Consider the following 23,767-nt stretch of genomic DNA (forward strand, 5'->3'; position numbering starts at 1 on the left):
GGCGTGGCCGGTTTGATGTGGATCAAGACTTCGGCTCGTCGTCCTTCCACGGCGCCGAGAGGTAACGCGTGCGGTTGAAGGTCTCCAGCCATTCCGGGGAAAACACCACCAGCGCACTGACGATCATGCCGTTGATGAAGGCCTCGGGAAACAACAGCAGCCACAGATAACCGACGAAATCCTCCAGCCATTCCGGCATGGCGAACAGGCCGTCGTACCACAGCAGCGTCAGGCTCAGGACCAGGCACAACAGGCCAGACAAAGCGGCTGCGAAGAACCCGGAACAAAAGATGTAAACGAACGGGTTTCGTGGCTGCGCACGCTCGACCAGAATGGCCACACACTCGGTGACCAGCACGGGCAACAGAATCAGTAATGTGCCGTTGACGCCGAGGGCTACAAGGTCCTGACGCCCCAATAGCACCAGCCCCATCTGCGCAACCAGCCCGCCGACAATCGCCAGCGGCCAATCGAGCAGCAAGGTTACCGCCGTCATGCCAATGAAGTGATAGGACACCCCGGTATCGAAATCCCTGCGCACCAGCCACAGCAGAAACAGCGCGAATACCGTGCCGAACAGCAAGTGCTGCCGGCGACTGTCGCTGAACAGCTCGACCCATGGCGCGCGCGTGATCGCCCACAGCAGCACCGGCAGATAAATCAGCCAGCCGAACGTCAGGCTTGTCGAGGACAGCAGTTCAGCTCCAATCATGACCCTTCACCTGCTATTCGACACATCCTTTGTAGGAGCTGCCGAAGGCTCGGGCAGCGATCGGACGATCTTTTAATCTTGTTTTATAAAAGCGAAAGATCGCAGCCTTCGGCAGCTCCTACAAGTGCGCAATCGCAAGACGTTTATATCTGGGCCGATGCAAAGCTTTCTGCTTGTCGCATTTGGACGCTAAGCTTGGGCCTATGGATGACTCAGATTATTTACGCCTGCTGACCATCGCGGCCGAGCAAGCCAACGCGTTCCTGTCCAATGCCCGCAAATGGGAGCGTGAGCGTTGGGTCTGCCAGCGCCTGCTGCAAGGCTTGAATATCCCCTACCGCGCCGATGAATTCGCGCCGGCCGGTGAGCCGCCGGACGTACTGTTTCGCGATGCCAATTTCGAAGTATTTTTCGTCCTCGATGAAGGCCGCCGCCTCAATGATGAATGGCGCGACGAATTGCAGCGTCGGCGCAGCGCGTTCTCCCTCAGCCAACTGGTGCGCCGCGAAGCCAAGCCCAAGCGCATCCCGGCCAATGAATTTCTTTTGCGCCTGGCGCCGACGTTGCGCAAGAAAGCCCATAACTACAAGGAGCGCGGCATGGACCTGGGCGAACTGGACATCATCGCCTTCGCCAGCCTCAAGCGCGAAGTGCTGGACCTCAACAGTCATTTCCCGCCGCCGACCGAATACCTGCGTCAGGGCTGGCGCTCGCTGTCGCTGGTCGGCCCGACGTTTGCCCGTGTGCTGTTCGCTCACCCTGATGCCCCGGACTTTTTGCGCAGCAACCTCGGTCGCAGCATCGTCTTCGACGTAGGCATCAGCCTGTGACGCCGCTGCAGCAACTGATCGCCGAGGTGCCGCAAGCCGGCCGGGTGCGCTGGATCGGCGTGCGCCCCCAATCACGTGGGCCGATGCTTGAACTCGATGCAGTGGAGGCGCGCCTGGAAGCCGGACTGACCGGAGACCACGCCCGCCCCGGCATTCGCAACGCGCGACAAGTGACGCTGATCCAGTGGGAGCACCTGGCGGTGATCCGTGCATTGATGGGCCGTCCCGACGATCAACCGATCAGACCTGAAGATCTGCGGCGCAACCTCGTTATAAGCGGAATCAATTTGTTTAGCCTAAAGGGGCGGCGCTTTCGCATCGGTCAGGCGATACTCGAAACCACAGGCTGGTGTCAGCCCTGCGCACGCTTGCAGAACAACCTCGGCCCCGGCACTTTCCAAGCCGTACGCGGGCACGGCGGAATCACTGCACGAGTGCTACAGAGCGGCATCATTCGCCTCGACGACGACGTGCGCGTCGAACCGGTCCCGGACAGCGGCTATGCTGCGTTCAACCCCGGCTAAAAACCGCTGTAGCTTCTGCCCATTCAGCAACGTCTACCTGACGAGGCAAATATGACCAGCCGCCTGAACCCCGAAGACCAAAAGCATGTCGAAGAATACCTGCAACTGTCCCAACACCGTGTCGAGCGCCGGCCATTCCGGCCGTGGATGCTCCTGGTGCTGGTACTGGCAGTGACCATTGGTCTGGGCCTGTTGAGCCGATTTATCAGTTACCTGACGCTATGAGTCGCTTCGCACTCGCTCGGGCAACTGCACAGATTTCCTTTAAAAACCTTGCGAGTTATCCCTATGTCCCATCGTATTGTCATTGTCGGCGGCGGCGCCGGCGGTCTGGAGTTGGCTACCCGTCTGGGTAAGACCCTGGGCAAACGCGGCACAGCCAGCGTGATGCTGGTCGACGCCAACCTGACACACATCTGGAAACCGCTGCTGCACGAAGTGGCCGCCGGCTCCCTCAACTCCTCGGAAGATGAACTCAACTATGTTGCCCAGGCGAAATGGAACCACTTCGAGTTCCAGCTGGGGCGCATGAGCGGTCTCGACCGCGCGCAGAAGAAAATTCAACTCGCTGCCACTTATGACGAAAACGGCGTCGAACTGGTGCCCGCGCGCGAAGTGCCGTATGACTCGCTGGTGATCAGCGTCGGCAGCACCACCAACGATTTCGGCACTCAGGGTGCAGCGCAGCATTGCCTGTTCCTCGATACCCGTAAACAGGCCGAGCGCTTTCACCAGCAACTGCTCAATCACTATTTGCGCGCCCACGCCGGGCAAACCGATGTGGTCGAGCAGATCAGCGTGGCCATCGTCGGCGCTGGCGCCACGGGCGTCGAGCTGGCCGCAGAGCTGCACAACGCCGCCCATGAACTGGCGGCTTACGGTCTGGACCGGATCAAACCGGAAAACATGCACATTACGCTGATCGAAGCCGGCCCACGGGTGCTGCCGGCGCTGCCGGAACGCATCAGCGGACCGGTGCACAAAACCCTGGAGAAGCTCGGGGTCAATGTCATGACCAACGCCTCGGTCAGCGAAGTCACCGCCGACAGCCTGATCACCGCCGACGGCAACGAGATCAAGGCCAGCCTGAAAGTCTGGGCCGCCGGTATTCGTGCCCCGGGGTTTCTCAAGGACATCGACGGTCTGGAAACCAACCGAATCAATCAGCTGCAAGTGCTGCCGACCCTGCAGACCACCCGCGACGAAAACATTTTTGCCTTTGGTGACTGCGCGGCCTGCCCGCAACCGGGTACCGATCGTAACGTACCGCCACGTGCTCAGGCGGCGCACCAACAGGCGTCATTGCTGGCGAAGTCGCTGAAACTGCGCATCGAAGGCAAGACCCTGCCGGAGTACAAGTACACCGATTACGGCTCGCTGATTTCGTTGTCGCGTTTTTCCGCTGTGGGTAACTTGATGGGCAACCTGACCGGCAGCGTGATGCTCGAAGGCTGGCTGGCGCGGATGTTTTACGTGTCGCTGTACCGTATGCACCAGATGGCACTGTACGGGCCGTTCCGCACGGCGATGCTGATGCTGGGCAGCAAGATCGGCCGTGGCACCGAGCCGCGTCTGAAGCTGCACTAAAGCCAAAACCTGTGGGAGCGGGCTTGCTCGCGAAAGCGGTGTGTCAGTCAACACTCTTGTTGACTGACCTGACTCCTTCGGGAGCAGGCTCGCTCCCACCTCTGATCTTCATTCCAAGCCCCGCATCGCGCGGGGCTTTTTATTTTCCATTGATTACAGCTGGAAGCGTCGCACCATGCCCTGCAGGGCATTGGCCAGTTTCGACAGCTCATGGCTTGACGCACTGGTCTGATCGGCCCCGGCAGCGGAGCGCACCGACAGATCGCGAATGTTCACAAGATTGCGATCCACTTCGCGAGCCACTTGCGCCTGCTCTTCAGCGGCGCTGGCGATGACCAGGTTGCGCTCGTGAATCTCGTGCACCGAAGCCGTGATCGTCACCAACGCCTCGCCCGCCCGCTCAGCCAATACCAGCGTGCTCGCCGCACGGGATGCGCTGGCCTGCATGGAATCCAGCGCCAGGCTCGACCCGCTGCGCATGCCCTGCACCATCTGTTCGATCTCTTGTGTCGATTGCTGGGTGCGATAGGCCAGCGCGCGCACCTCGTCGGCCACCACCGCAAAACCTCGTCCGCTTTCACCCGCGCGCGCCGCTTCGATGGCGGCGTTGAGCGCCAGCAAGTTGGTCTGTTCGGCGATGGCGCGAATCACATCGAGCACTTTGCCGATGTCCTGTGACTGATTCGCCAGCGACTGCACCAACTCACCGGTGTGCTGCACATCGCTGGCCAGCGCATTGATCGCATTGGCGGTTTCGCTGACGCGTTCCTGGCCCAACTGCGCCGACTGACTGGATTGACGCGTGGCATCGGACGTCGATACGGCGTTGCGCGCCACCTCCTCCACCGCAGCGGTCATCTCGTTGACGGCCGTGGCAGCCTGTTCGATTTCATTGTTCTGCTGTTGCAGGCCTTGCGTGCTGTCGACCGTGACCGCGCTCAGCTCGTCAGCGGCCGTGGCCAGTTGCGTGGCCGAGCCACTGATGCTCTGCAGGGTTTCGCGCAGGTTCTGCTGCATGGTCGCCAGTGCTTTGAGCAAACGGCTCACTTCATCGTTGCCATGAGCCTCGATGGGGCGGGTCAGATCGCCCTTGGCCACGCTTTCGGCAGCCTCCACGGCGCTGCTCAGGGGGCGCACGATACTGCGCGTCAGCAACATCGCCAGGGCCACCGTGGCCAGCGCTGCCAAAGCAATGAACAGGCTGACGATGGTGCGCGAGGTTTGATAATGCGCGGCGGACTTCTCGCTCTCGGCAGCCACTTGCCGGGCAAACAAGTCAGCCAGATCGTTGAGTTGCTTGCCGGAACCGTCGACCACCGTTTTCATATCGACCAGCAGCAATCTGGTCAGCTCGTCCCGCTTGCCTTGCTCGGCGAGGGTGAACGACTGGGCGATGCCGGTGCGATAAGCGGCGAAGGTTGTCTTGAACTGATCGTACAGTTGCTGGCCCTCCGGGGTATCGACGAGTTTGTCGTAGGCGGCGATTTTCTCGCTCAGCTCTTTGTCCCGGGTGTCCATCTGGCCACGATAGGTGGTGATGTTTGCAGGATCCTGATCCAGCGCCATGCGCAGGGAAATGGTGCGGATACGCAGCATCAGCTCGCGGATCTCGTCACCACCGCGAATGCTCGGCAACCAGCGGTTCTCCACCGCCACCTCACTGTCGCGAATGCTCGACATCTGCCCCAGCGCAAACACCCCAAGCATGGCCACCAACACCGCAATCAGGGCAAAGCCCAGGGCAGCCCGGGGAGCAATATTCAACCGACGAAGCAACATGACGAACGCCCTTATTCTTGTATTGGCCAGATTCAGGGGCGAAGCGTTGGCAGTCCCCTCGTGTTAGCGGGCTATCGGCAGGTTGTATGACGACTTGAAGGGATTCGGCTTTCGACGGGCAAAAAAAATCCCCGTATCTTTCGATACGAGGATTTTTAATATGGTCGGGGTAAGGGGATTCGAACTCCTGACATCCTGCTCCCAAAGCAGGCGCGCTACCGGACTGCGCTATACCCCGGTAAAAAAAAGGCGACCTTTCAAAGATCGCCTTCTTCGATCAGCGCTTTTGGCCTCTGATCTTAAGATTCGATCCCAGCGTTAACTGGTTTCAAAAATGGTGGGTCGTGTGGGATTCGAACCTACGACCAATTGGTTAAAAGCCAACTGCTCTACCAACTGAGCTAACGACCCAAAAATGGTCGGGGTAAGGGGATTCGAACTCCTGACATCCTGCTCCCAAAGCAGGCGCGCTACCGGACTGCGCTATACCCCGATTTGAAATTGGCTCCGTGACCAGGACTCGAACCTGGGACCCAATGATTAACAGTCATTTGCTCTACCGACTGAGCTATCACGGAACTGCATATTTCAATTTACAACGGTGAAGCTTTGTTACATCTCGCCACCCGTTCGCATCGCTGCGTTCGTGTGTCTGAGGCGCGCTATTCTACAACCTGGAACACCTCTGTCAACCCCCTAAATTGCTTTCAAGTTAATGATTTGCAACTTATTTCAGATTCCAGCCCAGTGAGCTGAAACGCTGTTGGTGACTGACTGCGGGGCGCACTTTACAAGCCTTTTCCTTTGAGTTCAACAGCCTGGCGAAAAAAAGGCCTCGCAATGCGAGGCCTTCCCTGTTTCATTGCCGCCGAGGCTTAGCCGAAAACGATTTCGTCGTTCTCTACCTTGCCAGTGGCCGTGTCGCCGGGCATGAAATGACCCGACAGGATCAACTGCGCCAGCGGGTTTTCGATCCAGCGCTGGATCGCCCGTTTCAACGGCCGTGCGCCATACACCGGGTCGTAACCGACGGCGATCAGCTTATCCATTGCCTCCGGACTCAGCTCCAGCTTCAGCTCGCGCTCGGCCAGACGACTGCGCAGACGGCCCAACTGGATCTCGGTGATGCCAGCGATCTGATCCCGTGCCAGCGGCTCGAAAATCACCACTTCGTCGACCCGGTTGATGAACTCCGGACGGAAATGCGACGTCAACGCGTCCATCACTGCGGCACGCTGCGCCTCACGATCACCGACCAGTTCCTGGATCTGCATGGAACCCAGGTTCGACGTCATGACGATCACCGTATTGCGGAAGTCCACCGTACGACCATGGCTGTCGGTCAGACGGCCATCCTCAAGCACTTGCAGGAGGATGTTGAACACATCCGGGTGCGCCTTCTCGACCTCATCCATCAGGATCACCGAGTACGGCTTGCGACGCACCGCTTCGGTCAGATAGCCGCCCTCTTCGTAGCCGACGTAGCCTGGTGGCGCACCGATCAGGCGAGCCACGGAATGTTTCTCCATGAACTCGGACATGTCGATCCGTACCATCGCCTCTTCGGTATCGAAGAGGAACTCGGCCAGCGCCTTGCACAGCTCGGTTTTACCGACACCGGTCGGGCCGAGGAACATGAACGAACCGCTCGGACGATTCGGGTCGGACAACCCGGCGCGGGAACGCCGCACGGCGTTGGCCACAGCGACGACTGCTTCTTCCTGACCGATCACCCGTTTGTGCAACAGGCTCTCCATCTTCATCAGCTTGTCGCGCTCGCCTTCGAGCATTTTCGACACCGGGATACCGGTCCATTTCGACACGACTTCGGCGATCTCTTCTTCGGTCACCTTGCTGCGCAGCAACTGGTTTTCGCTCTTGCCGTGCTGGTCGACCATTTGCAGACTGCGCTCCAGGTCCGGGATCACCCCGTACTGCAACTCGGCCATGCGGTTCAGATCGCCTTTGCGGCGCGCGGCTTCCAGTTCCTGGCGCGACTGTTCGATCTTCTGCTGAATCTGCGCAGAACCCTGTACCTCGGCTTTTTCCGAGTTCCAGATTTCCTCCAGATCGGAATATTCACGCTCGTGACGCTCGATTTCTTCCTGGAGTTTTTCCAGGCGTTTCTTCGCCGCGTCGTCGCTTTCTTTCTTCAGTGCCTGGGATTCCACCTTCAACTGAATCAGGCGCCGCTCCAGACGGTCGAGCACTTCCGGCTTGGAGTCGATCTCCATACGAATGCGGCTCGCCGCCTCGTCGATCAGATCGATCGCCTTGTCCGGCAACTGCCGGTCAGTGATATAGCGATGGCTGAGCTTGGCCGCGGCGATAATCGCGCCGTCAGTGATCGCCACCTTATGGTGAACCTCGTAACGTTCTTTGAGGCCGCGCAAAATCGCGATGGTGTCTTCTTCGCTCGGCTCGTCCACCAAAACTTTCTGGAAACGCCGTTCGAGCGCCGCGTCCTTCTCTATATATTGGCGATACTCATTGAGCGTGGTCGCGCCAACGCAGTGCAGCTCACCGCGAGCCAAGGCTGGCTTGAGCATGTTACCGGCGTCCATCGAGCCTTCGCCTTTACCGGCGCCGACCATGGTGTGCAGTTCGTCGATGAACAGAATGATCTGCCCTTCCTGCTTCGACAGCTCGTTGAGCAAGCCTTTGAGGCGCTCTTCGAATTCACCGCGATACTTGGCGCCGGCAATCAGCGCGCCCATGTCCAGCGAGAGCAGGCGCTTGCCCTTGAGGCCGTCCGGCACTTCGCCGTTGATGATGCGCTGGGCCAGACCTTCGGCGATTGCGGTTTTACCCACGCCCGGCTCACCGATCAGCACCGGGTTGTTTTTTGTACGGCGCTGCAAAACCTGAATGGTCCGACGAATTTCGTCGTCACGGCCGATCACCGGATCAAGCTTGCCGTCTTCGGCGCGCTTGGTCAGGTCGACGGTGTATTTATCCAGTGCCTGACGCGACTCTTCGTGGTTGGCGTCATTCACCGCTTCGCCGCCACGCAGGTTGTTGATCGCGTTTTCCAGGGCTTTCTTGCTCACGCCCTGGCCGAGCAGCAACTTGCCCAACTTGCTGTTCTCATCCATCGCGGCGAGCAGCACCAGTTCGCTGGAGATGAACTGATCACCTTTCTGCTGGGCCAGACGGTCAGCCTGATTGAGCAGGCGCGCCAGGTCCTGCGACATGTTCACGTCGCCAGTCGGGTTCTGGATTTTCGGTAATTGATCGAGCTCTTTGGTCAGCTCTTTGCGCAAGCTGTTGACGTCGAAGCCGACTTGCATGAGCAGCGGCTTGATCGAACCGCCCTGCTGTTCAAGCATGGCTTGCATCAAGTGCGCCGGCTCGATGGCCGGATGATCGTGGCCAACCGCCAACGACTGGGCGTCGGACAAGGCCAACTGTAATTTGCTGGTTAAACGGTCAATACGCATGGGTCACCTTCCTTTTGAGCAGGCCGGACCTAAGAAACCATCCTGAATAAAGAAACCTGCCAGATACCGCTATAGATGCGGTCGATTCTGCAAGATTCAAGCGTCGCAGGGTTGATGCAGATCAGACAGTCTAGCGGGTGAGCCAGATCAGGGAGGCAAAGCGACCGGTGCGCGAAGCACGGCGATACGAGAAGAAGCGCGGATCAGTCACGGTGCAGAAACCGCCACCATAAACAGCAGTGACACCACGCTCAGCCAGACGCAGGCGCGCCAACTGATAAATGTCGGCCATGAACTTGCCGGCATTGCTGCTCGGTACAAAGGCTTCGGCTGCTTCAGGCAACTGACTGACGAAGACTTCGCGCACTTCCGCGCCAACTTCAAAGGCCTGCGGGCCGATGGCCGGGCCGAGCCAGACGAGAATGTCTTCAGGCGCAACATCGAGGCTATCGAGGGTGGCTTCAAGCACCCCCGCCGCCAAGCCACGCCAACCGGCATGGGCCGCAGCGACGCGAGTACCCGCACGATCACAGAACAACGCCGGCAGGCAGTCCGCCGTCATCGCCGCGCAGGCAATACCGGGGGTTGCCGTCCAACTGGCATCAGCAGTCGCAACAATGCCCGGATCAGCATGCGCGACGGTAATCCCGTGCACTTGCTGCAACCAGGCAGGCTTTATAGAGAAGTGATCGGTCAAGCGCCGACGGTTTTCGGCCACCGCCTCCGGACGATCATCGACGTGATCGCCCAGATTGAGGCTGTCGAACGGCGCCTCGCTGACACCGCCCTCACGGGTGGTGACACAGGCTTTGACGCTGGCCGGCGCAGGCCAGTCCGGCGTCAGCCAGTTCATCCGACGAACGCCTCGCGATCCTGCTTGAGCAGGGTCAGCAGCCAGACGAAGTCTTCCGGCAGCGGTGATTCCCAGCTCATGCGCTCACCGCTCGTCGGGTGATCGAGTTCCAGGAAGCGCGCGTGCAGGGCCTGACGCGGGAAATGCTTGAGCGATTCGACCATGGTCGGGTTCGCCGCCGGCGGAATGCGGAAACGCCCGCCGTACGCCGGATCGCCGACCAACGGAAAGTTGATGTGCGCCATGTGCACGCGAATCTGGTGGGTGCGACCGGTTTCCAGTTTGACCCGCACGTGAGTGTGGGAACGGAAGCGCTCCAGCACGCGGTAGTGGCTGACGGCAGGCTTGCCACCCTCCATCACCGCCATGCGCTGGCGCTGCTGGCCGTGACGACCGATCGGCGCGTTGATCTTGCCACCGGCAGTGACCACGCCAATCACGATGCACTCATAGATGCGGCTGACGCTGCGGCTCTGCAACTGAGCGACCAGTTTGGTCTGCGCCTGAATGGTCTTGGCCACCACCATCAGACCGGTGGTGTCCTTGTCCAGACGATGCACGATACCGGCGCGCGGGACATTGATGATGTCCGGCACGTGGTGCAGCAAGGCGTTGAGCAAGGTGCCATCGGCGTGACCGGCAGCCGGGTGCACCACCAGGCCCGCAGGCTTGTTGATCACCAGAATGTCGTCATCTTCATAGACGATGTCGAGTTCGATGTCCTGGGCGATCCACTCGCCCTGGGCCTCCTGCTCGGCAGTCAGCTCAAGGATGGCACCGCCATGCACGATGTCGCGCGGGCGGATGACCGCCCCGTCCACAGTCAGGCGACCTTCTTTGATCCAGGCGGAAAGGCGCGAGCGTGAGTGCTCAGCGAAGAGTTGGGCGGCGACTTGATCGAGGCGTTGGCCGCCCAATTCGGACGGCACCTCTGCGCTAAGTTCAATTTTATCGGACATGCTCGGACTGGGCGTCGGCACAGCCTTTGGTTTCGGCTGCGCGCTTGTGGTTAAATACGGCGTCTTTTGCCCCGAGGCTTTTCAACGGGGCGCTCATCATAACAGGACGGCCCCGCCCAAGACAGCGGCCGTCATAGGGACGCAAGCCGCCATGCAAGTGAAACACCTGCTGCTGATCGCCATCCTCGCATTGACCGCTGCTTGCTCATCGAAGGAAGTCGTAGACGAAAACCTCAGCGAAGCCGAGCTGTATCAGCAGGCTCAGACTGATCTGGACAACAACAGCTACACCAGCGCCACAGCCAAGCTGAAGGCTCTGGAGTCGCGTTATCCGTTCGGTCGCTACGCCGATCAGGCCCAGCTGGAGTTGATCTACGCCAACTACAAGAACGCCGAGCCGGAGGCTGCAAAGTCCGCCGCCGAGCGTTTCATTCGTTTGCATCCGCAGCATCCGAACGTGGATTACGCGTACTACCTCAAGGGTCTGACTTCGTTCGACCAGGACGTCGGCCTGCTGGCGCGCTTCCTGCCGCTGGACATGACCAAGCGTGACCCGGGCGCCGCCCGCGACTCGTACAACGAGTTCGCCCAGCTGACCAGCCGCTACCCGAACAGCCGCTACGCGCCGGACGCCAAGCAGCGCATGATCTACCTGCGCAACCTGCTGGCGGCCTACGAAATCCACGTGGCCGATTACTACCTGACCCGTCAGGCCTACGTCGCCGCCGCCAACCGCGGCCGCTACGTGGTGGAAAACTTCCAGGAAACCCCATCGGTCGGCGACGGCCTGGCGGTGATGACCGAAGCCTACCAGCGCCTGCATCTGGACGACCTGGCCGCCACCAGCCTGGAAACCCTGAAGCTCAACTACCCGGATCACCCGAGCCTGCAGGACGGCCAGTTCGTGCCGCGTGTTGCCGAAGCCGACAACCGTTCGTTCCTGAGCAAGGCGACCCTGGGCCTGATCGAATCGCGTCCACCGCTGCCGCCGGGCGAAACCCGCGCCAACCAGGACGTGCAGAAGCAGTTCCAGGACGCGAAAGATGCGATCCCGAACGAGCTCAAGCCTAAAGACGAGAACGGCGACGTGATCGAAGAGCCGGAGCCGGAATCCACCGATACCGACCGCTCGTGGTTCAGCTACATGACCTTCGGCGTGTTCGACTGACCACACCGGCTGTACGAAAAAAGGGAGATCTGCGGATCTCCCTTTTTTATTGCCGCGCTTTAATAGGCTGTGCGCTGATCGGGTCCTTGGCTAAACTGGCGGATTATCAGTCGAAAAGCCGCCCATCATGCTTCGTTTATTGTTCTGGATTGCCCTGATCTTCGCCGCCATCTGGCTGTGGCGTAAATTCAAGGCGCCCGCCTCCGCTTCGCCATCCGGGCGCGCCTCGCGCGAACAAGACGCCGCGCCGATGGTGCGTTGCGCCCATTGCGGCGTGCATCTGCCGCGCGACCGCGCGCTGGGCAATCAACCACAGTGGTATTGCAGCCAGGCTCATCTCGAGCAAGGCCCAGGCGCCAGTGATCGCTGAGGCCGCCCCCGCCGACAGTAAACAGGCGCAGCGCCTGCTGCGTCTTTATCATCTTTACCGCCTGAGCATCGGCATTACGCTGGTGCTGCTGATCTCCAGCGACATGGACAACCGTCTGCTGACGTCTGCCAACGACGAACTGTTGCGCGGCGGCAGCTGGTTGTACCTGGTGCTCAATATCCTGCTGGTGGTGTTTCTGGAGAACACCCGGCGTCCGGCTCAATTGCTCAGCCTCGCGCTGGTCGACGTCCTGCTGCTCGGTGGTCTGTTCTATGCAGCAGGCGGTGTGGCCAGTGCGCTGGGCAATTTGTTGATCGTCTCGGTGGCGATCAGCAATACCTTGCTGCGCCGGCGCATTGGCTTGCTGATCGCGGCCATTGCTGCCCTGGGCATTGTCGGTTTGAGTTTCCTGCTGAGTTTCAGCCACCCGTTGAGCGCCAACGAGTACCTGCAAGCAGGCACCCTCGGTGCGTTATGTTTCGCGGCATCACTATTGGTACAGGGTCTGATCCGCCGCGTTGAGGTCAGCGAAACACTGGCCGAGCAACGTGCCAGCGAAGTGATTGGTCTGGAAGCCCTCAATGCGCTGATCCTGCAACGCATGCGCACCGGCATTCTTGTGCTCGACGAGGCACGCCGCATACAACTGGCCAACCACAGCGCCCAGACCTTGCTCGCGCATACGCACCTTCAGGGGCAGTTGATCGACGACTGCGCGCCGGCCCTGGTCGATCGCCTGCAGCTGTGGAGGAATAACCCGACGCTGCGCCCGCAAAGCCTGAAGGTGGCCGGTAACGGCCTCGAACTGCAGCCGAGCTTCATCGCCCTCGATCAGCGCCCGAACCAGCAGATTCTGGTGTTTCTCGAAGACCTGGCACAGATCGCCCAACAGGCCCAGCAGTTGAAGCTGGCCGCGCTTGGACGACTGACCGCCGGGATATCCCACGAAATCCGCAACCCGCTGGGCGCAATCAGCCATGCCGCACAGCTCTTGGCCGAGTCCGAGGAACTCGACAGCGCCGATCGGCGTCTGACGCAGATCATTCAAGACCACTCCCAGCGCATGAACCGAGTCATCGAAAACGTCCTGCAACTGTCCCGCCGCCAGCAAAGTGAACCGCAACGGCTGGACCTCAAGCCATGGCTGGAACAGTTCGTCGCCGAAAGCCGCGAACACGCGACCGAACTTCAGCAGATTCATTTGCGGATCGATTCCGGCGACTTCAATACCCTGATGGACCCCGACCAGCTCACTCAGATTCTCGACAATCTGTTACGCAACGGCTGGCGTCACAGTGCCTTGCTGCATGATCAGGCCGAGGTCTGGATGACCCTGTTCATCGACCCGGACAGCCAGTTGGCGGTGCTGCAAGTGCGGGACAACGGCCCCGGCGTGCCGCTCGCCGAACAGGCGCATCTGTTCGAACCGTTCTTTACTACCAGTAGCCAGGGCACCGGCCTTGGGCTTTATCTGTCCCGTGAGCTGTGCGAAAGCAACCAGGCGCGCCTAGACTTTCAGTCACGCCAAGACGGCGGCTGCTTTCGCATCACCTTTGCTCACGGACGGAAACAAAGTTGACTACGAGCCCACGGCAAAAAATTCTTATCGTCGACGACGAACCGGATATCCGCGAACTCCTGGAAATCACACTGGGACGGATGAAACTCGATACCCTCAGTGCGCGCAACCTGGGTGAGGCCCAGGCGCTGCTGCAGCGTGAGCGTTTCGATCTGTGCCTGACCGACATGCGCCTGCCCGACGGCACGGGGCTGGACTTGGTGCAGCACATCCAGCAACGTTATCCACAGCTCCCGGTGGCGATGATCACCGCCTATGGCAGTCTGGAGACTGCGATCAACGCGCTGAAGGCCGGGGCCTTCGACTTTCTGACCAAGCCGGTCGACCTCACGCGCCTGCGCGAACTGGTCGCCACGGCCCTGCGCATGCCGGTGGCGGGCGGCGCGAGCAGCCCGATCGACCGACGCCTGCTCGGCGACTCGTTGCCCATGCGCAACCTGCGCAAGCAGATCGACAAACTCGCCCGCAGCCAGGCGCCGGTGTACATCAGCGGTGAATCGGGCAGCGGCAAGGAACTGGTCGCACGCCTGATTCATGAGCAGGGCCCGCGCGCCCAGCAGCCCTTTGTCCCGGTCAATTGCGGGGCGATTCCCTCGGAGTTGATGGAAAGCGAGTTTTTCGGCCACCGCAAAGGCAGTTTTACCGGTGCAGTGGAGGACAAACCGGGGCTGTTCCAGGCCGCCCATGGCGGCACGCTGTTTCTCGATGAAGTGGCGGATCTGCCGTTATCGATGCAGGTCAAACTGCTGCGGGCGATTCAGGAAAAGGCCGTGCGCAGCATCGGCGGCCAGCAGGAAACCGTGGTCGATGTGCGCATCCTCAGCGCGACGCACAAGGACCTTGATGCGCAGGTCAGCGCCGAACGGTTTCGCCAGGACCTTTATTACCGATTGAACGTGATCGAACTGCGCGTACCCTCTCTGCGCGAGCGCCGCGATGACATTGAAGTGCTGGCCGCGCATGTCCTCAAGCGATTGGCCAGGGACACCGGCCAGCCTGTCGCGAGCCTGCATCCGCAGGCGCTGGAAAGCCTGAAGAATTACCGCTTCCCCGGGAACGTGCGGGAACTGGAGAACGTACTTGAACGGGCGCATACCCTGTGCGAGAACCGTATCATCGAATCTCAGGACTTGCGGCTGAGCGAAGGCAATTGCGCGGCGGAGGGTGCGATTGCCGACCTTACGCAGATCGACAACCTGGAAGATTATCTGGAAAACGTCGAACGCAAGCTGATCCTGCAGGCATTGGAGGAGACACGCTGGAACCGCACGGCCGCGGCGCAGCGCTTGAGTCTTTCGTTCAGGTCGATGCGCTATCGGCTGAAGAAATTGGGCCTGGATTGAAGGGCCCCTTCGCGAGCAGGCTCGCTCCCACATTGGAATGCACAATCCCTGTGGGAGCGAGCCTGCTCGCGAAGGCGGCCTGCCCGATTACCTGACTATATGCGGCCCTCAGGCGCATAAGGCGCCGGGTCGATAATCGGCGCCCGCCCCAGCATCACATCGGCAAACAGCTGGCACGACGCCGGCGCCAGCACCAGGCCGTTGCGGTAATGCCCGCAGTTCAGCCACAAGCTATCGAACCCCGGCACCCGGCCAATATACGGGATGCCTTCCGGCGACCCCGGTCGCAAGCCGGCCCAATGCCCGACGACCTCGGCCTGCGCCAGCGCCGGCAACAACTCGATTGCCGAAGCCTTGAGGCTTGCCAGCGCCACGTCGGTTGGCGTCTTGTCGTAGCCTTCGTGTTCCAGCGTGCTGCCGATCAGAATATGCCCGTCGCGACGGGGGATCGCATAACGGCCCTTGGCCAGAACCATGCTCGGCAAGAAGTCCGCTGCGCACTTATAGAGAATCATCTGGCCCTTGACCGGCTCGACCGGCAGCGTCAAGTCCAGCGTCTTGAGCAAATCGCCGCTCCACGCTCCGGCCGTCAGCACAATCTGATCACCTGTGATGATGCCGCTGGATGTTTCCACGCCGACAATCCGCTCGTGCTCGCGAACGAACCCGCTGACCTCACACTGCTCGTGAATCGTCACGTTGGGCAGTGCCAGCAGCGCCGCTTTCAACGATTTCACCAGACGCGGATTACGCACGTTGGCAACATCGGCCATGTAGATCGCCCGGGAGAATCCAGCACCCAGCACCGGCACCGCATCGTGCGCCGCCGAGATGTCCACCGCCCGCAGCGGGCGCTGTTCCCGTTCGGCCCAGGCAAGCGCTTCGGCTTCGTCATCCAGATCCAGCCAGTACAGGCCAGTGGTGTGCACTTCAGGATCAACGCCGGTATCGGCAAACAGGCGTTCGCCCAACTGTGGATAAAAATCCTGCGACCAGTGTGCCAGTGCGGTAACTGCCGGGCTGTAGCGCCACGGGTACAACGGCGAAACGATGCCGCCGCCGGCCCACGACGATTCCCGACCGACGTTCGAGCGATCCAGCAGCACCACGCTGCGCACTTCGGAGGCGAGATTGTAGGCGGTCAGCAGGCCGATCACCCCGCCGCCGACAATCACCACTTGCTGTTGCCTGGTCATGTTTGATCCAACCGTAAAAAAGACAGCGGGCGCAAAAGGCGCCCGAAAAAAATGCGTCAGCGGCCCCAGCAATCCTTGGTGGTCACTCCGGTGCTCGCGTTGTTCATGCTTCGCACGCCGGTGTTGGTCAGGGTGAAATCCCCGCACTTGTCGCTGGCCATGGCCGAGCCGGCTTTACGTATCGCGGTCAGCACAAAGGTCTGGTCGGTCAGCGTTGGGGTGATGGTGTAGAAATCATTGCCCGTGCTCAGCCCGGTGACGCCGGTGTAAACATTGTTGCGGGTGTAGAAGCGTTCGAGGGTTTGCGCCTGCTCCGAAAGCAGCGAGACCACTTCGGCGCGACGGCCCTTTTTCACGTATTCGTTGTAGCTGGGAATGCTGATGGTGAGGATGATCCCGATAATCGCGACGACGATCATGATCTCGATCAGGGTAAAACCTCGGCTGGATCTGCGCATGCTTCAAACTCTCGCTTACTGGATTTGTCGCCACATGATACGACGGCTGCCGCCGCCACCTTTTTCCACAACGGTGGTGATGACGCCACTGGTGTCGGTCACTTCCTTAGTCTGGGCATTAGCGGAAATGACGTTAAGGGTCGGAATGCCGCCGGTAAAAATCACGCCACTGGATATCATGTCATTACTGTCGACCAAACGGTCGCCAGTGGTGTCGATCACGGCGTAGTTGAGCATCTTACCGTTGAACGCATCGAGTTCGACCAGTCTGCCGGTACCAAAGCTCGAACAAGGGTCAGTGGTATCGACGCTGGCAGTGGTAAAAACAATGCGCCCCAACACAATGCTGGCCTGGTTGATCACGCGCTCGCCGGTCAGCACGTTGTTGTACACCAGCGGCAAATACCAGCCTTTTTCTGCCGGATACGTCGTTTCATTCTGGCTGGTGGTCAGGAATTGCCCGGAACTGCCGGAGAACGAACCGGTAATCGCCTGTGCCTGCAAATTGCTGACGGCGATTTGTCCGGCCCCACCCTCTGCATCCCAGATTGAATAGAACGCCTGCAGATCCTTGTTGCTCTTGTCGGCAGTCTCGTTGAACTTGCCGGTGCCAAAGAACACCTGTTTGCCGCCCTGTGGGTTATCCGCCAGCAGCGGTTGCGCAGTGATCGGCTGCGTTGCCCCGCCCGGCGCGGTGAACAGAGGTTTGCCGGCAAACGCCACGCCCCAGCTTTCCGGAGCCGTCGCGCTCAAATCGAATTTCCACATGCGTCCTTTCAGATCTCCACCGTACGCCGCCTGGACCACATTCGAAGAGTTGACCCTGAGCTCCACGGACGACAGACCATTGCCGGTCTCCGTGCTGTCGATAACGATTTTCCTGATCAGCGAACCATCCAGCGCATCCAGTACATACAACGCTGCAACACCCGAATTGCTGCCGTAACCATTGGCGATGAAAGTTGCCCAGCGACCATTGGCCAAGCGTGCCACTTCCGGACGGGCGTAGGCGTAACCGAGATCATTGAAAGCGTTCGCCGTGTTGGTGGTGACCGGAGCACTCACTTCCCACAATGCCCTGATGACATTGCCCGCCGAAGCATCGAACAGTTGCAGGCCATAGAAGGTTTTGCCACCGGCCCCCGTTCCGCCAATGGCCAGGGTTTTCCAGGTGGTGCCGGCCTGCGCATCGAACACGCCGACCTGACCGTCCACCAGAAACTTGTGGCTGACCCCGTTGACGTAGTTGGTGTCCGCGATCAGGCGCAAGGAAGGCAGCACACTGGAGGGCATATAAGCGTAACGGCGCGTGCCGTTCGCCGAATTGATCACGTTGACGAAACCGTCGTTGGCGTTCACCACCAGACTGGTGTTCATGTTCGAAGCCTTGGTGCTCAGGTAGCTGGTGTAACTGCTGTCACCCGTCAGATCGGATGCGGTCTTGTCCGAAGGCGACGCGAGCACCAGAGGCGAATTGATGATGTCGCCGAGCAGCACGCTGCGTACTTTGAGCCCGGCCTTGTTGGTCCCCTTGCTCCACTCCACCAGATCATTGCCGTTGATTCCGGTAGGCAGGCCCTGATTCAGTGTGGTCTGCTGGGCCGGGGAAAAGTTGCCGAATGCCAGGGTTACCGGCGCATTGCTCAGGGTGTTCCATGACTGGAAAGTCGGCGCCGTAGCGGAGGGCACGATGGTGGTGTCGGTCGTCCACTGCGCCGTTGAAGTGTTCACCGTGCCGGTCGAGGTGAAGCCGAACGACCTGATCGTGCCGCGCCAATCCTTGGGATCGTAGGTGGTCTGATAAAAACTGCTGCCACTGGTCAGGTTGCTGCTGCTGGCGACGCCGGCGCCACCGGAACCGGCCTTGGAAGTGATATCGCTCAATGCCGACGATAACGCCGCATTGAGCCCGGTGCTGTCGGTGGCCTGGTAGTACCTGCCCTGCCCATAGCTGGCAGCGTCGGACAACATGTCGTTATCCGCCGCGAAACCCACGGTGTAGGTGTTCATGTTCTGCCTGGGGAAGTCCACCGCGTTCCAGCTTTTGCCGGCCGCATCGGTACCGGTCGAACGCATATCAATGTCGAAAGCGAATTTGGCAATGTCGTCCAGATACAGCGTGTCGTTTTCACCATCGCCGCTGAGGTTATCGCCGTCATTACTGAGGCCGTCCCAGTTCGGCAAGCGATTGCCACCCAGCGGGTCATTGCCCGGGAAGGTGCGATCGTAGGTCGGCAAGCCGTCGGTAACCACCACGCCGTAGTTTTTCTGGCAGCGGTACTGAATCGGGCTGGTGTACGTGCCCGGTGTACCGTTGTAATAAGGCGCCATGCCGCGCATGTAGCGGCTGACTTCGTAATAGGTCTCGGCCAGCGGCGTATTGGCCACGGCATTCAAGCCGTTGATCGATGAAATCAGTGCGTTGTAGTTGGTGTCAGCCTGCGCCTGGGTGACGCTTCCGGAAACGGGCGACAAATCGCTGATTGAGCGGGCAATGAAACCGCCATTGCCAGGGTTAGTGCTGTTGGCGGGATTGAACGTCGACAAGCCGATGCGCAAGGTACGGTTGCTGCTGACCAGTGCGGTGGAAACGTTGCGCGCGACGTTCATGCGGTAATCGTTGGGAATTGCACCGGTGGTGAAGTCACGGGTTCCGGTGCCGATGGCCTGGCTGACGATCCAGGCAATGTAATCGGCGGAATAACGGGTGTTCTCGTTGCCTACCGGGTCTGGCAGTTTCAGGCACAACGGCACCGGGCTGTTGTTGTAGAACGCATAGGCGCCCCCCGAGCAGCCGGAGTTCGGCAGGCTCGATAAGAATACGGTGTCGCCGGTAATCTGCGGCGCATTCAGCGCAGAGCACAGTCCGAGGAAGGCATTGCATTCCCGGGCCGGCGTGCGATTGATGGCAGGATTGAAATCCGTGTCGTAGATAATGCTGTTCATGCTGCCGGAATCATCGATCAGCAGCATCACGTTCGGCGCCACCGCCGCGGCGCTCAACAGAGGCGATTCGGACGGCGTGAACGCCCAGGCCGGCGCCGCCAGATAAAGGCTCGCCAGCATGCCGAACAGCAGCGCTCTGTAGCGCTCAATACTTCGCATAGACACTCTCCACCACACTGCGCGAAGTGCCGACAATCCCGACCGCGGTCACTCGATACAGGGTGGCCGAGGTATTACTGGGCACGTTCACCGCGGTGACGGTCGTGCCGATGTTCTGCACCCCGTAAAAGCCATTACCGGCGGCGATCCAGGTTACGCCGGACGCCGAATTGAACCCCGCCGCACTGATCACCGATGACTCGGCCGGCGGCAAACACTGAGTGCCACTGCACACTGGCAATGCGTAGCTGTCCAGTTGCACTGCGCTCTCACCGACACGCAACGCCGCTTCGGCGGACTGGAACGATTGATTGCGCAGGCTCACGCTGCCGGCCATTTTTTCCTGCAGGTTGGCGCTTTGCATCGATGACAGTCCGATCAAGGTCAGCAACAGCAAAAACACCAGACTGACCAACAAGACCATGCCCCGCTGGGTTCGCCGCTGGTGCAAGGAAATCCTCATCGCCGCGCCCTCACGGCAAGCGGTTGCGCAAAGCGGCAACCACGTTGAAGGTTTGATTGCGCACCCGATTGTTTGGGTCGGTGAGGGTCAGGCTCAGGCGGACGCTGCGGATGCGCGCCGGATCGCCAGGATTGCTGCTGTAGGTCGAGGCCGCCACATCCGTCGCGGAACTGGCCAGACCGAAGGTGACGTTGAAGGCGCTGACGTTGTTCACCAGCACTTGCTGCGCCGGATTGCCGCTGCCGGTGCCCATGAGAATCTGGTTATTGCTAAAGCTGTAAAGCAGACGCCGGATCGGGAAAGCAATCTGCCCCGTGGTCGGGCTACGCAATCCGCTGTAGGCGACCGCACTGTTGCGACAGTCGGAAATCACCGTCCAGGTCGGCGTCCCCCCGCCGCTGCCGACATCGGCCGTCACCAGGGTCAGTTTGAGACTGGCATTATCCCAACTGATCGGAGTGAGCTGCGCCGCATTGAAATCCCCTGCCGAACTGGAGTCGACGATGGTGCCAAGGCAGCCGAACATGCCAACCATGCGAATTTCCTGAATCATCTTGCTGAGAACGAAGCGCGCGTCCTCCTGCATCGCTGCGGCGCTGTTCTGACTGACGTAAGTATTCTTCGCCGCGATGAAAATCTGCACGACTCCGAGCACGACGATCAGCCCCAACGCCAATGCGACCAGCAACTCGATCAGGCCGAAACCACGACTGGACCGCTTCATGGTGTCGCCACCGGATCGACCGTCGCCCGGCTGGTCAGCACGAAACTGCGTTGCGCACTTGCGGTGTTGGCCGCACGGGCATCGCTCCAGGTAATCGTAATGGTGTAGACCCGCTGGTTGAGGGTGATGCTGCCCGTCGCGGTCGGACCGCCGAAGTTGGCGATATTGGTGGTGAAGTCGTAGAGATCCTGGTCTCGCGTTACGCTGAGGTTGCCCGAGGTGGGCGGCGTGACGGTGTAGTTGGCGCCGGAGTTGGCGCGAATGCGGTCCATCATGTCGTAGGCGATGAAACTGGCCTGACTGGTCATGCGCGAGCTGTCGGTGTACTTCAGCGCATTGAGTTGCACCGCCGCCGCGCCCAACAGCCCGACGGTCAGAATCAGCAACGCGACCAGCACTTCGATCAGCGTCATGCCCTCCTGTGCTTTTTTGCTCCCTGCCCTCATCCGCAATTTCCACCCAGTTGAATGCGTCCGTTCAAACACACGTTCAGCGTCCTGCTTTGCGTGCCCAGCGTGTAAGCGATGACCACCGCCGTCGACGGTGCCGCCAGTCCACCCAGATTATTGAAATCGAGCGCCGTCACTCCTGAGGTTAGCGTCAGAGTCGCGCCGCTGCTCATCGCTGGAACAACCCGCAACACATTGGCCGGATTGCCAGTACTGTCGTAGACCGCCAGCTCACCGGCCCAGACGCTGCCGCCCGCAGTCGGGCGCAATCGCGTGGTCACGCCGCGATTGATCGCTTCAAGGCGAGCAAAATTGATCGCACGCTGCAGGTCGCCCATTTCGGTATCGGCCTTGCTGCTCTGAATCGTTCGGGTAAAGGCCGGCACTGCCAGGGTGACGAGAAGCAACAACACCGCGATGGCGATCAGCAACTCGACCAGCGTGAAACCTTTTGTACGAAGATCCATCGGTGCCCTCCGTTGCCGTCGGCTATACCTGCTTCTACACGCTAGAACATTCGCTCGGCACGCGCCGACTGATTTGCCCTGCGCGGCGCACGGAATGCGCCGTTCACACCATTCCACGGAGGGATTTTTCATGCCGCAACACGGTTTCAGCCTGATTGAACTGCTTATGGGACTGGCGATTGGCGCAATTGTTCTGCTGCTGGTCAGCCCGGCGTTCGCCGCGCTCAAGCAGGCGACTCAGCGCGACCACGCGGCGCAGTCGCTGATCGAAGGTATCCGCCATGCACGCACTCTGGCGATCACGCACAATCAGAGCGTGGTGATCCATGGTATCGACGGCGACTGGAGTCAGGGTTGGCGGATCATTCTGGACATCAGCGGCAAGGGGCCGCAGGACAGCAGCAATCCACTGCTGGTGGAGCGCGCCAGTGAGGGGAAGGTGCCGATTGTCGGCAACTGGTGGGTGAGCCGCTATGTGCGGTTCAGCCATCTTGGGCAACCGTTAATGCCGGGACGGCGGTTTCAGGCGGGGACGTTGCACGTCTGCTCACCGCGCGAACCGGTCAGCCAGCGCCAGATTGTGCTGGCGGCGACCGGTCGCGTGCGCCTGGGCAGTCAGGAGACCGAACAGGCGCTTTGCGACAGAAACAGAAACGTCAGATCGAACGAACGCGCAGCTCTTTCGGCATCGAGAATGTGATGTTCTCTTCTCGACCGGCCAGCTCATCGGCACCGGTTGCGCCCCAGGCCTGCAATTGCTGGATTACGCCGCGCACCAGGACTTCAGGAGCCGAGGCGCCGGCGGTAATGCCGATGCGTTCGACGCCATCGAACCAGCTCTTTTGCAGGTCTTCGGCGCCGTCGATCAGGTAGGCCGGGGTCGCCATGCGCTCAGCCAGTTCACGCAGACGATTGGAATTGGAGCTGTTGGGGCTGCCGACCACTAATACCACGTCGCATTCGTCGGCGAGTTGCTTGACCGCGTCCTGACGGTTTTGCGTGGCGTAGCAGATGTCGTCCTTGCGTGGACCGCCGATGGCCGGAAAGCGCGTGCGCAGCGCATCGATAACCCGACTGGTGTCGTCCATCGACAGAGTCGTCTGCGTAACGAAGGCGAGTTTCTCCGGGTTACGCACCTGCAACTCGGCCACGTCTTGCTCGTCTTCGACGAGGTAGATCGCGCCGCCATTGCTGGCGTCGTACTGGCCCATGGTGCCTTCGACTTCCGGATGACCGGCGTGGCCGATCAGGATGCATTCGCGACCGTCGCGGCTGTATTTGGCCACTTCGATGTGCACCTTGGTCACCAGCGGGCAGGTTGCATCGAAGACTTTCAGGCCACGACCGGCGGCTTCGTTGCGCACGGCTTGGGAAACACCGTGGGCGCTGAAGATAACGATCACGTCATCCGGCACCTGATCGAGTTCTTCGACGAAAATCGCGCCGCGGCTGCGCAGGTCTTCCACGACGAACTTGTTGTGCACCACTTCATGGCGCACATAGATCGGCGGCCCGAAGACTTCCAGAGCGCGATTGACGATTTCGATCGCCCGGTCCACACCGGCGCAGAAGCCACGGGGGTTGGCGAGTTTGATTTGCATGCTGTGCCTCGTGTCTTGCGCGCGAAAACAATGGAAAACAAACTGTAGGAGTCTGCTTCTGTGGCGAGGGGATTCATCCCCGTTCGGCTGCGTAGCAGTCGTAGACCGTCAACGGGCTCATTTCAGAATCGCGTTGACTGGTCTGGGGGCGCTTCGCACC

Annotated in this window: 22 protein-coding genes and 4 tRNA genes; 9 read left to right on the plus strand and 17 right to left on the minus strand. The window is 60.3% G+C overall.

Annotation, left to right across the window (positions count from 1 at the left end):
* Positions 1 to 22: 22 nt before the first annotated feature.
* On the minus strand, positions 23 to 712 hold the full coding sequence (locus HU739_RS24840) for an energy-coupling factor ABC transporter permease (RefSeq protein ID WP_186546893.1): 690 nt from the start codon (positions 710 to 712) through the stop codon (positions 23 to 25).
* Between the two features lie 203 nt (positions 713 to 915).
* Here HU739_RS24840 and HU739_RS24845 point away from each other — a divergent pair, with 203 nt between their 5' ends.
* The 4 genes from HU739_RS24845 (at position 916) to HU739_RS24860 (ending at position 3,653) form a co-directional block, all read left to right on the plus strand.
* Positions 916 to 1,542: a DUF1780 domain-containing protein gene (locus HU739_RS24845; RefSeq protein WP_007909887.1), complete on the plus strand. Its 627-nt coding sequence runs from the start codon at positions 916 to 918 to the stop codon at positions 1,540 to 1,542.
* Complete coding sequence (locus HU739_RS24850; protein WP_186546892.1) at positions 1,539 to 2,066, plus strand: MOSC domain-containing protein; 528 nt, start codon at positions 1,539 to 1,541, stop codon at positions 2,064 to 2,066. The genes HU739_RS24845 and HU739_RS24850 overlap by 4 nt, the downstream gene beginning before the upstream one ends.
* A gap of 51 nt (positions 2,067 to 2,117) precedes the next feature.
* Entirely contained in the window at positions 2,118 to 2,291 is a 174-nt protein-coding gene (locus HU739_RS24855; RefSeq protein WP_007909875.1) for a DUF3094 domain-containing protein, read from the plus strand.
* A gap of 63 nt (positions 2,292 to 2,354) precedes the next feature.
* The gene (locus HU739_RS24860) at positions 2,355 to 3,653 is read left to right on the plus strand and encodes an NAD(P)/FAD-dependent oxidoreductase (protein WP_186546891.1); all 1,299 of its coding nucleotides are present in this window, start codon (positions 2,355 to 2,357) and stop codon (positions 3,651 to 3,653) included.
* Between the two features lie 153 nt (positions 3,654 to 3,806).
* Here the strand turns inward: HU739_RS24860 and HU739_RS24865 are convergent, their stop codons facing one another.
* From HU739_RS24865 to rluD, 8 genes are all read right to left on the minus strand, one after another.
* Positions 3,807 to 5,432, minus strand: a complete 1,626-nt coding sequence (locus HU739_RS24865; protein WP_186546890.1) for a methyl-accepting chemotaxis protein — start codon at positions 5,430 to 5,432, stop codon at positions 3,807 to 3,809.
* A 161-nt stretch (positions 5,433 to 5,593) separates the two neighbouring features.
* Positions 5,594 to 5,670 (minus strand) — tRNA-Pro (locus HU739_RS24870).
* A gap of 97 nt (positions 5,671 to 5,767) precedes the next feature.
* Positions 5,768 to 5,843 (minus strand) — tRNA-Lys (locus tag HU739_RS24875).
* A 5-nt stretch (positions 5,844 to 5,848) separates the two neighbouring features.
* A tRNA-Pro gene (locus HU739_RS24880) sits at positions 5,849 to 5,925 on the minus strand.
* 9 nt (positions 5,926 to 5,934) lie between these two features.
* Positions 5,935 to 6,010 (minus strand) — tRNA-Asn (locus HU739_RS24885).
* Positions 6,011 to 6,307: 297 nt separating this feature from the next.
* Positions 6,308 to 8,872, minus strand: a complete 2,565-nt coding sequence (clpB, locus tag HU739_RS24890; protein WP_016773142.1) for an ATP-dependent chaperone ClpB — start codon at positions 8,870 to 8,872, stop codon at positions 6,308 to 6,310.
* Between the two features lie 130 nt (positions 8,873 to 9,002).
* Complete coding sequence (gene pgeF / locus HU739_RS24895; protein WP_186546889.1) at positions 9,003 to 9,725, minus strand: peptidoglycan editing factor PgeF; 723 nt, start codon at positions 9,723 to 9,725, stop codon at positions 9,003 to 9,005.
* Positions 9,722 to 10,684, minus strand: coding sequence for a 23S rRNA pseudouridine(1911/1915/1917) synthase RluD (rluD, locus tag HU739_RS24900; protein ID WP_186546888.1), 963 nt, complete (start codon positions 10,682 to 10,684; stop codon positions 9,722 to 9,724). Before rluD ends, pgeF begins: the two co-directional genes overlap by 4 nt.
* 151 nt (positions 10,685 to 10,835) lie before the next feature.
* Here rluD and HU739_RS24905 point away from each other — a divergent pair, with 151 nt between their 5' ends.
* The 4 genes from HU739_RS24905 (at position 10,836) to HU739_RS24920 (ending at position 15,144) form a co-directional block, all read left to right on the plus strand.
* On the plus strand, positions 10,836 to 11,852 hold the full coding sequence (locus HU739_RS24905; RefSeq protein ID WP_186532466.1) for an outer membrane protein assembly factor BamD: 1,017 nt from the start codon (positions 10,836 to 10,838) through the stop codon (positions 11,850 to 11,852).
* Positions 11,853 to 11,979: 127 nt separating this feature from the next.
* Positions 11,980 to 12,222: a PP0621 family protein gene (locus HU739_RS24910; RefSeq protein ID WP_186546887.1), complete on the plus strand. Its 243-nt coding sequence runs from the start codon at positions 11,980 to 11,982 to the stop codon at positions 12,220 to 12,222.
* On the plus strand, positions 12,212 to 13,801 hold the full coding sequence (locus HU739_RS24915; protein WP_186546886.1) for a sensor histidine kinase: 1,590 nt from the start codon (positions 12,212 to 12,214) through the stop codon (positions 13,799 to 13,801). The genes HU739_RS24910 and HU739_RS24915 overlap by 11 nt, the downstream gene beginning before the upstream one ends.
* Complete coding sequence (locus HU739_RS24920; protein ID WP_186546885.1) at positions 13,798 to 15,144, plus strand: sigma-54-dependent transcriptional regulator; 1,347 nt, start codon at positions 13,798 to 13,800, stop codon at positions 15,142 to 15,144. Before HU739_RS24915 ends, HU739_RS24920 begins: the two co-directional genes overlap by 4 nt.
* A 95-nt stretch (positions 15,145 to 15,239) precedes the next feature.
* Here HU739_RS24920 and thiO read toward each other — a convergent pair whose 3' ends face one another.
* Genes thiO through HU739_RS24955 form a run of 7 tightly spaced genes read right to left on the minus strand, consistent with a single transcriptional unit; the run spans position 15,240 to position 22,006 of the window.
* Positions 15,240 to 16,340 (minus strand): glycine oxidase ThiO, encoded by a 1,101-nt coding sequence (gene thiO, locus HU739_RS24925; RefSeq protein WP_186546884.1) that lies wholly within the window; start codon positions 16,338 to 16,340, stop codon positions 15,240 to 15,242.
* 56 nt (positions 16,341 to 16,396) lie between these two features.
* The gene (locus HU739_RS24930; protein ID WP_186546883.1) at positions 16,397 to 16,798 is read right to left on the minus strand and encodes a type IV pilin protein; all 402 of its coding nucleotides are present in this window, start codon (positions 16,796 to 16,798) and stop codon (positions 16,397 to 16,399) included.
* Between the two features lie 15 nt (positions 16,799 to 16,813).
* The gene (locus HU739_RS24935) at positions 16,814 to 19,903 is read right to left on the minus strand and encodes a pilus assembly protein (protein ID WP_186546882.1); all 3,090 of its coding nucleotides are present in this window, start codon (positions 19,901 to 19,903) and stop codon (positions 16,814 to 16,816) included.
* Positions 19,890 to 20,366: a pilus assembly PilX family protein gene (locus HU739_RS24940; protein ID WP_186546881.1), complete on the minus strand. Its 477-nt coding sequence runs from the start codon at positions 20,364 to 20,366 to the stop codon at positions 19,890 to 19,892. Before HU739_RS24940 ends, HU739_RS24935 begins: the two co-directional genes overlap by 14 nt.
* A gap of 10 nt (positions 20,367 to 20,376) precedes the next feature.
* Positions 20,377 to 21,090 carry a PilW family protein gene (locus tag HU739_RS24945; protein ID WP_186546880.1) on the minus strand — a complete coding sequence of 238 codons (714 nt, stop codon included), beginning with the start codon at positions 21,088 to 21,090 and terminating at the stop codon, positions 20,377 to 20,379.
* Positions 21,087 to 21,536, minus strand: a complete 450-nt coding sequence (gene pilV / locus HU739_RS24950) for a type IV pilus modification protein PilV (protein WP_186546879.1) — start codon at positions 21,534 to 21,536, stop codon at positions 21,087 to 21,089. Before pilV ends, HU739_RS24945 begins: the two co-directional genes overlap by 4 nt.
* Positions 21,533 to 22,006 (minus strand): GspH/FimT family pseudopilin, encoded by a 474-nt coding sequence (locus tag HU739_RS24955; protein WP_186546878.1) that lies wholly within the window; start codon positions 22,004 to 22,006, stop codon positions 21,533 to 21,535. The genes pilV and HU739_RS24955 overlap by 4 nt, the downstream gene beginning before the upstream one ends.
* A gap of 130 nt (positions 22,007 to 22,136) precedes the next feature.
* Between HU739_RS24955 and HU739_RS24960 the strand changes: the two genes are divergently transcribed.
* Positions 22,137 to 22,706 (plus strand): GspH/FimT family pseudopilin, encoded by a 570-nt coding sequence (locus HU739_RS24960; RefSeq protein ID WP_186546877.1) that lies wholly within the window; start codon positions 22,137 to 22,139, stop codon positions 22,704 to 22,706.
* On the opposite strand, the gene ispH is transcribed toward HU739_RS24960, so the two are convergent.
* Positions 22,663 to 23,607, minus strand: a complete 945-nt coding sequence (gene ispH, locus HU739_RS24965; protein WP_186546876.1) for a 4-hydroxy-3-methylbut-2-enyl diphosphate reductase — start codon at positions 23,605 to 23,607, stop codon at positions 22,663 to 22,665. The two genes, HU739_RS24960 and ispH, sit on opposite strands and share 44 nt — an antisense overlap.
* Positions 23,608 to 23,767: the final 160 nt, after the last annotated feature.

The organism is Pseudomonas hamedanensis (genome assembly GCF_014268595.2).
Taxonomy (GTDB): domain Bacteria; phylum Pseudomonadota; class Gammaproteobacteria; order Pseudomonadales; family Pseudomonadaceae; genus Aquipseudomonas; species Aquipseudomonas hamedanensis.

Bases quoted from the DNA above. Each gene is read 5' to 3' on its own strand.
- HU739_RS24840 (WP_186546893.1), bottom strand. From the start codon at position 712: ATGATTGGAGCTGAACTGCTGTCCTCGACAAGCCTGACGTTCGGCTGG.
- HU739_RS24845 (WP_007909887.1), top strand. From the start codon at position 916: ATGGATGACTCAGATTATTTACGCCTGCTGACCATCGCGGCCGAGCAA.
- HU739_RS24855 (WP_007909875.1), top strand. From the start codon at position 2,118: ATGACCAGCCGCCTGAACCCCGAAGACCAAAAGCATGTCGAAGAATAC.
- HU739_RS24860 (WP_186546891.1), top strand. From the start codon at position 2,355: ATGTCCCATCGTATTGTCATTGTCGGCGGCGGCGCCGGCGGTCTGGAG.
- HU739_RS24865 (WP_186546890.1), bottom strand. From the start codon at position 5,432: ATGTTGCTTCGTCGGTTGAATATTGCTCCCCGGGCTGCCCTGGGCTTT.
- clpB (WP_016773142.1), bottom strand. From the start codon at position 8,872: ATGCGTATTGACCGTTTAACCAGCAAATTACAGTTGGCCTTGTCCGAC.
- pgeF (WP_186546889.1), bottom strand. From the start codon at position 9,725: ATGAACTGGCTGACGCCGGACTGGCCTGCGCCGGCCAGCGTCAAAGCC.
- rluD (WP_186546888.1), bottom strand. From the start codon at position 10,684: ATGTCCGATAAAATTGAACTTAGCGCAGAGGTGCCGTCCGAATTGGGC.
- HU739_RS24905 (WP_186532466.1), top strand. From the start codon at position 10,836: ATGCAAGTGAAACACCTGCTGCTGATCGCCATCCTCGCATTGACCGCT.
- HU739_RS24910 (WP_186546887.1), top strand. From the start codon at position 11,980: ATGCTTCGTTTATTGTTCTGGATTGCCCTGATCTTCGCCGCCATCTGG.
- thiO (WP_186546884.1), bottom strand. From the start codon at position 16,340: ATGACCAGGCAACAGCAAGTGGTGATTGTCGGCGGCGGGGTGATCGGC.
- HU739_RS24930 (WP_186546883.1), bottom strand. From the start codon at position 16,798: ATGCGCAGATCCAGCCGAGGTTTTACCCTGATCGAGATCATGATCGTC.
- HU739_RS24935 (WP_186546882.1), bottom strand. From the start codon at position 19,903: ATGCGAAGTATTGAGCGCTACAGAGCGCTGCTGTTCGGCATGCTGGCG.
- HU739_RS24940 (WP_186546881.1), bottom strand. From the start codon at position 20,366: ATGAGGATTTCCTTGCACCAGCGGCGAACCCAGCGGGGCATGGTCTTG.
- HU739_RS24945 (WP_186546880.1), bottom strand. From the start codon at position 21,090: ATGAAGCGGTCCAGTCGTGGTTTCGGCCTGATCGAGTTGCTGGTCGCA.
- pilV (WP_186546879.1), bottom strand. From the start codon at position 21,536: ATGAGGGCAGGGAGCAAAAAAGCACAGGAGGGCATGACGCTGATCGAA.
- HU739_RS24955 (WP_186546878.1), bottom strand. From the start codon at position 22,006: ATGGATCTTCGTACAAAAGGTTTCACGCTGGTCGAGTTGCTGATCGCC.
- HU739_RS24960 (WP_186546877.1), top strand. From the start codon at position 22,137: ATGCCGCAACACGGTTTCAGCCTGATTGAACTGCTTATGGGACTGGCG.
- ispH (WP_186546876.1), bottom strand. From the start codon at position 23,607: ATGCAAATCAAACTCGCCAACCCCCGTGGCTTCTGCGCCGGTGTGGAC.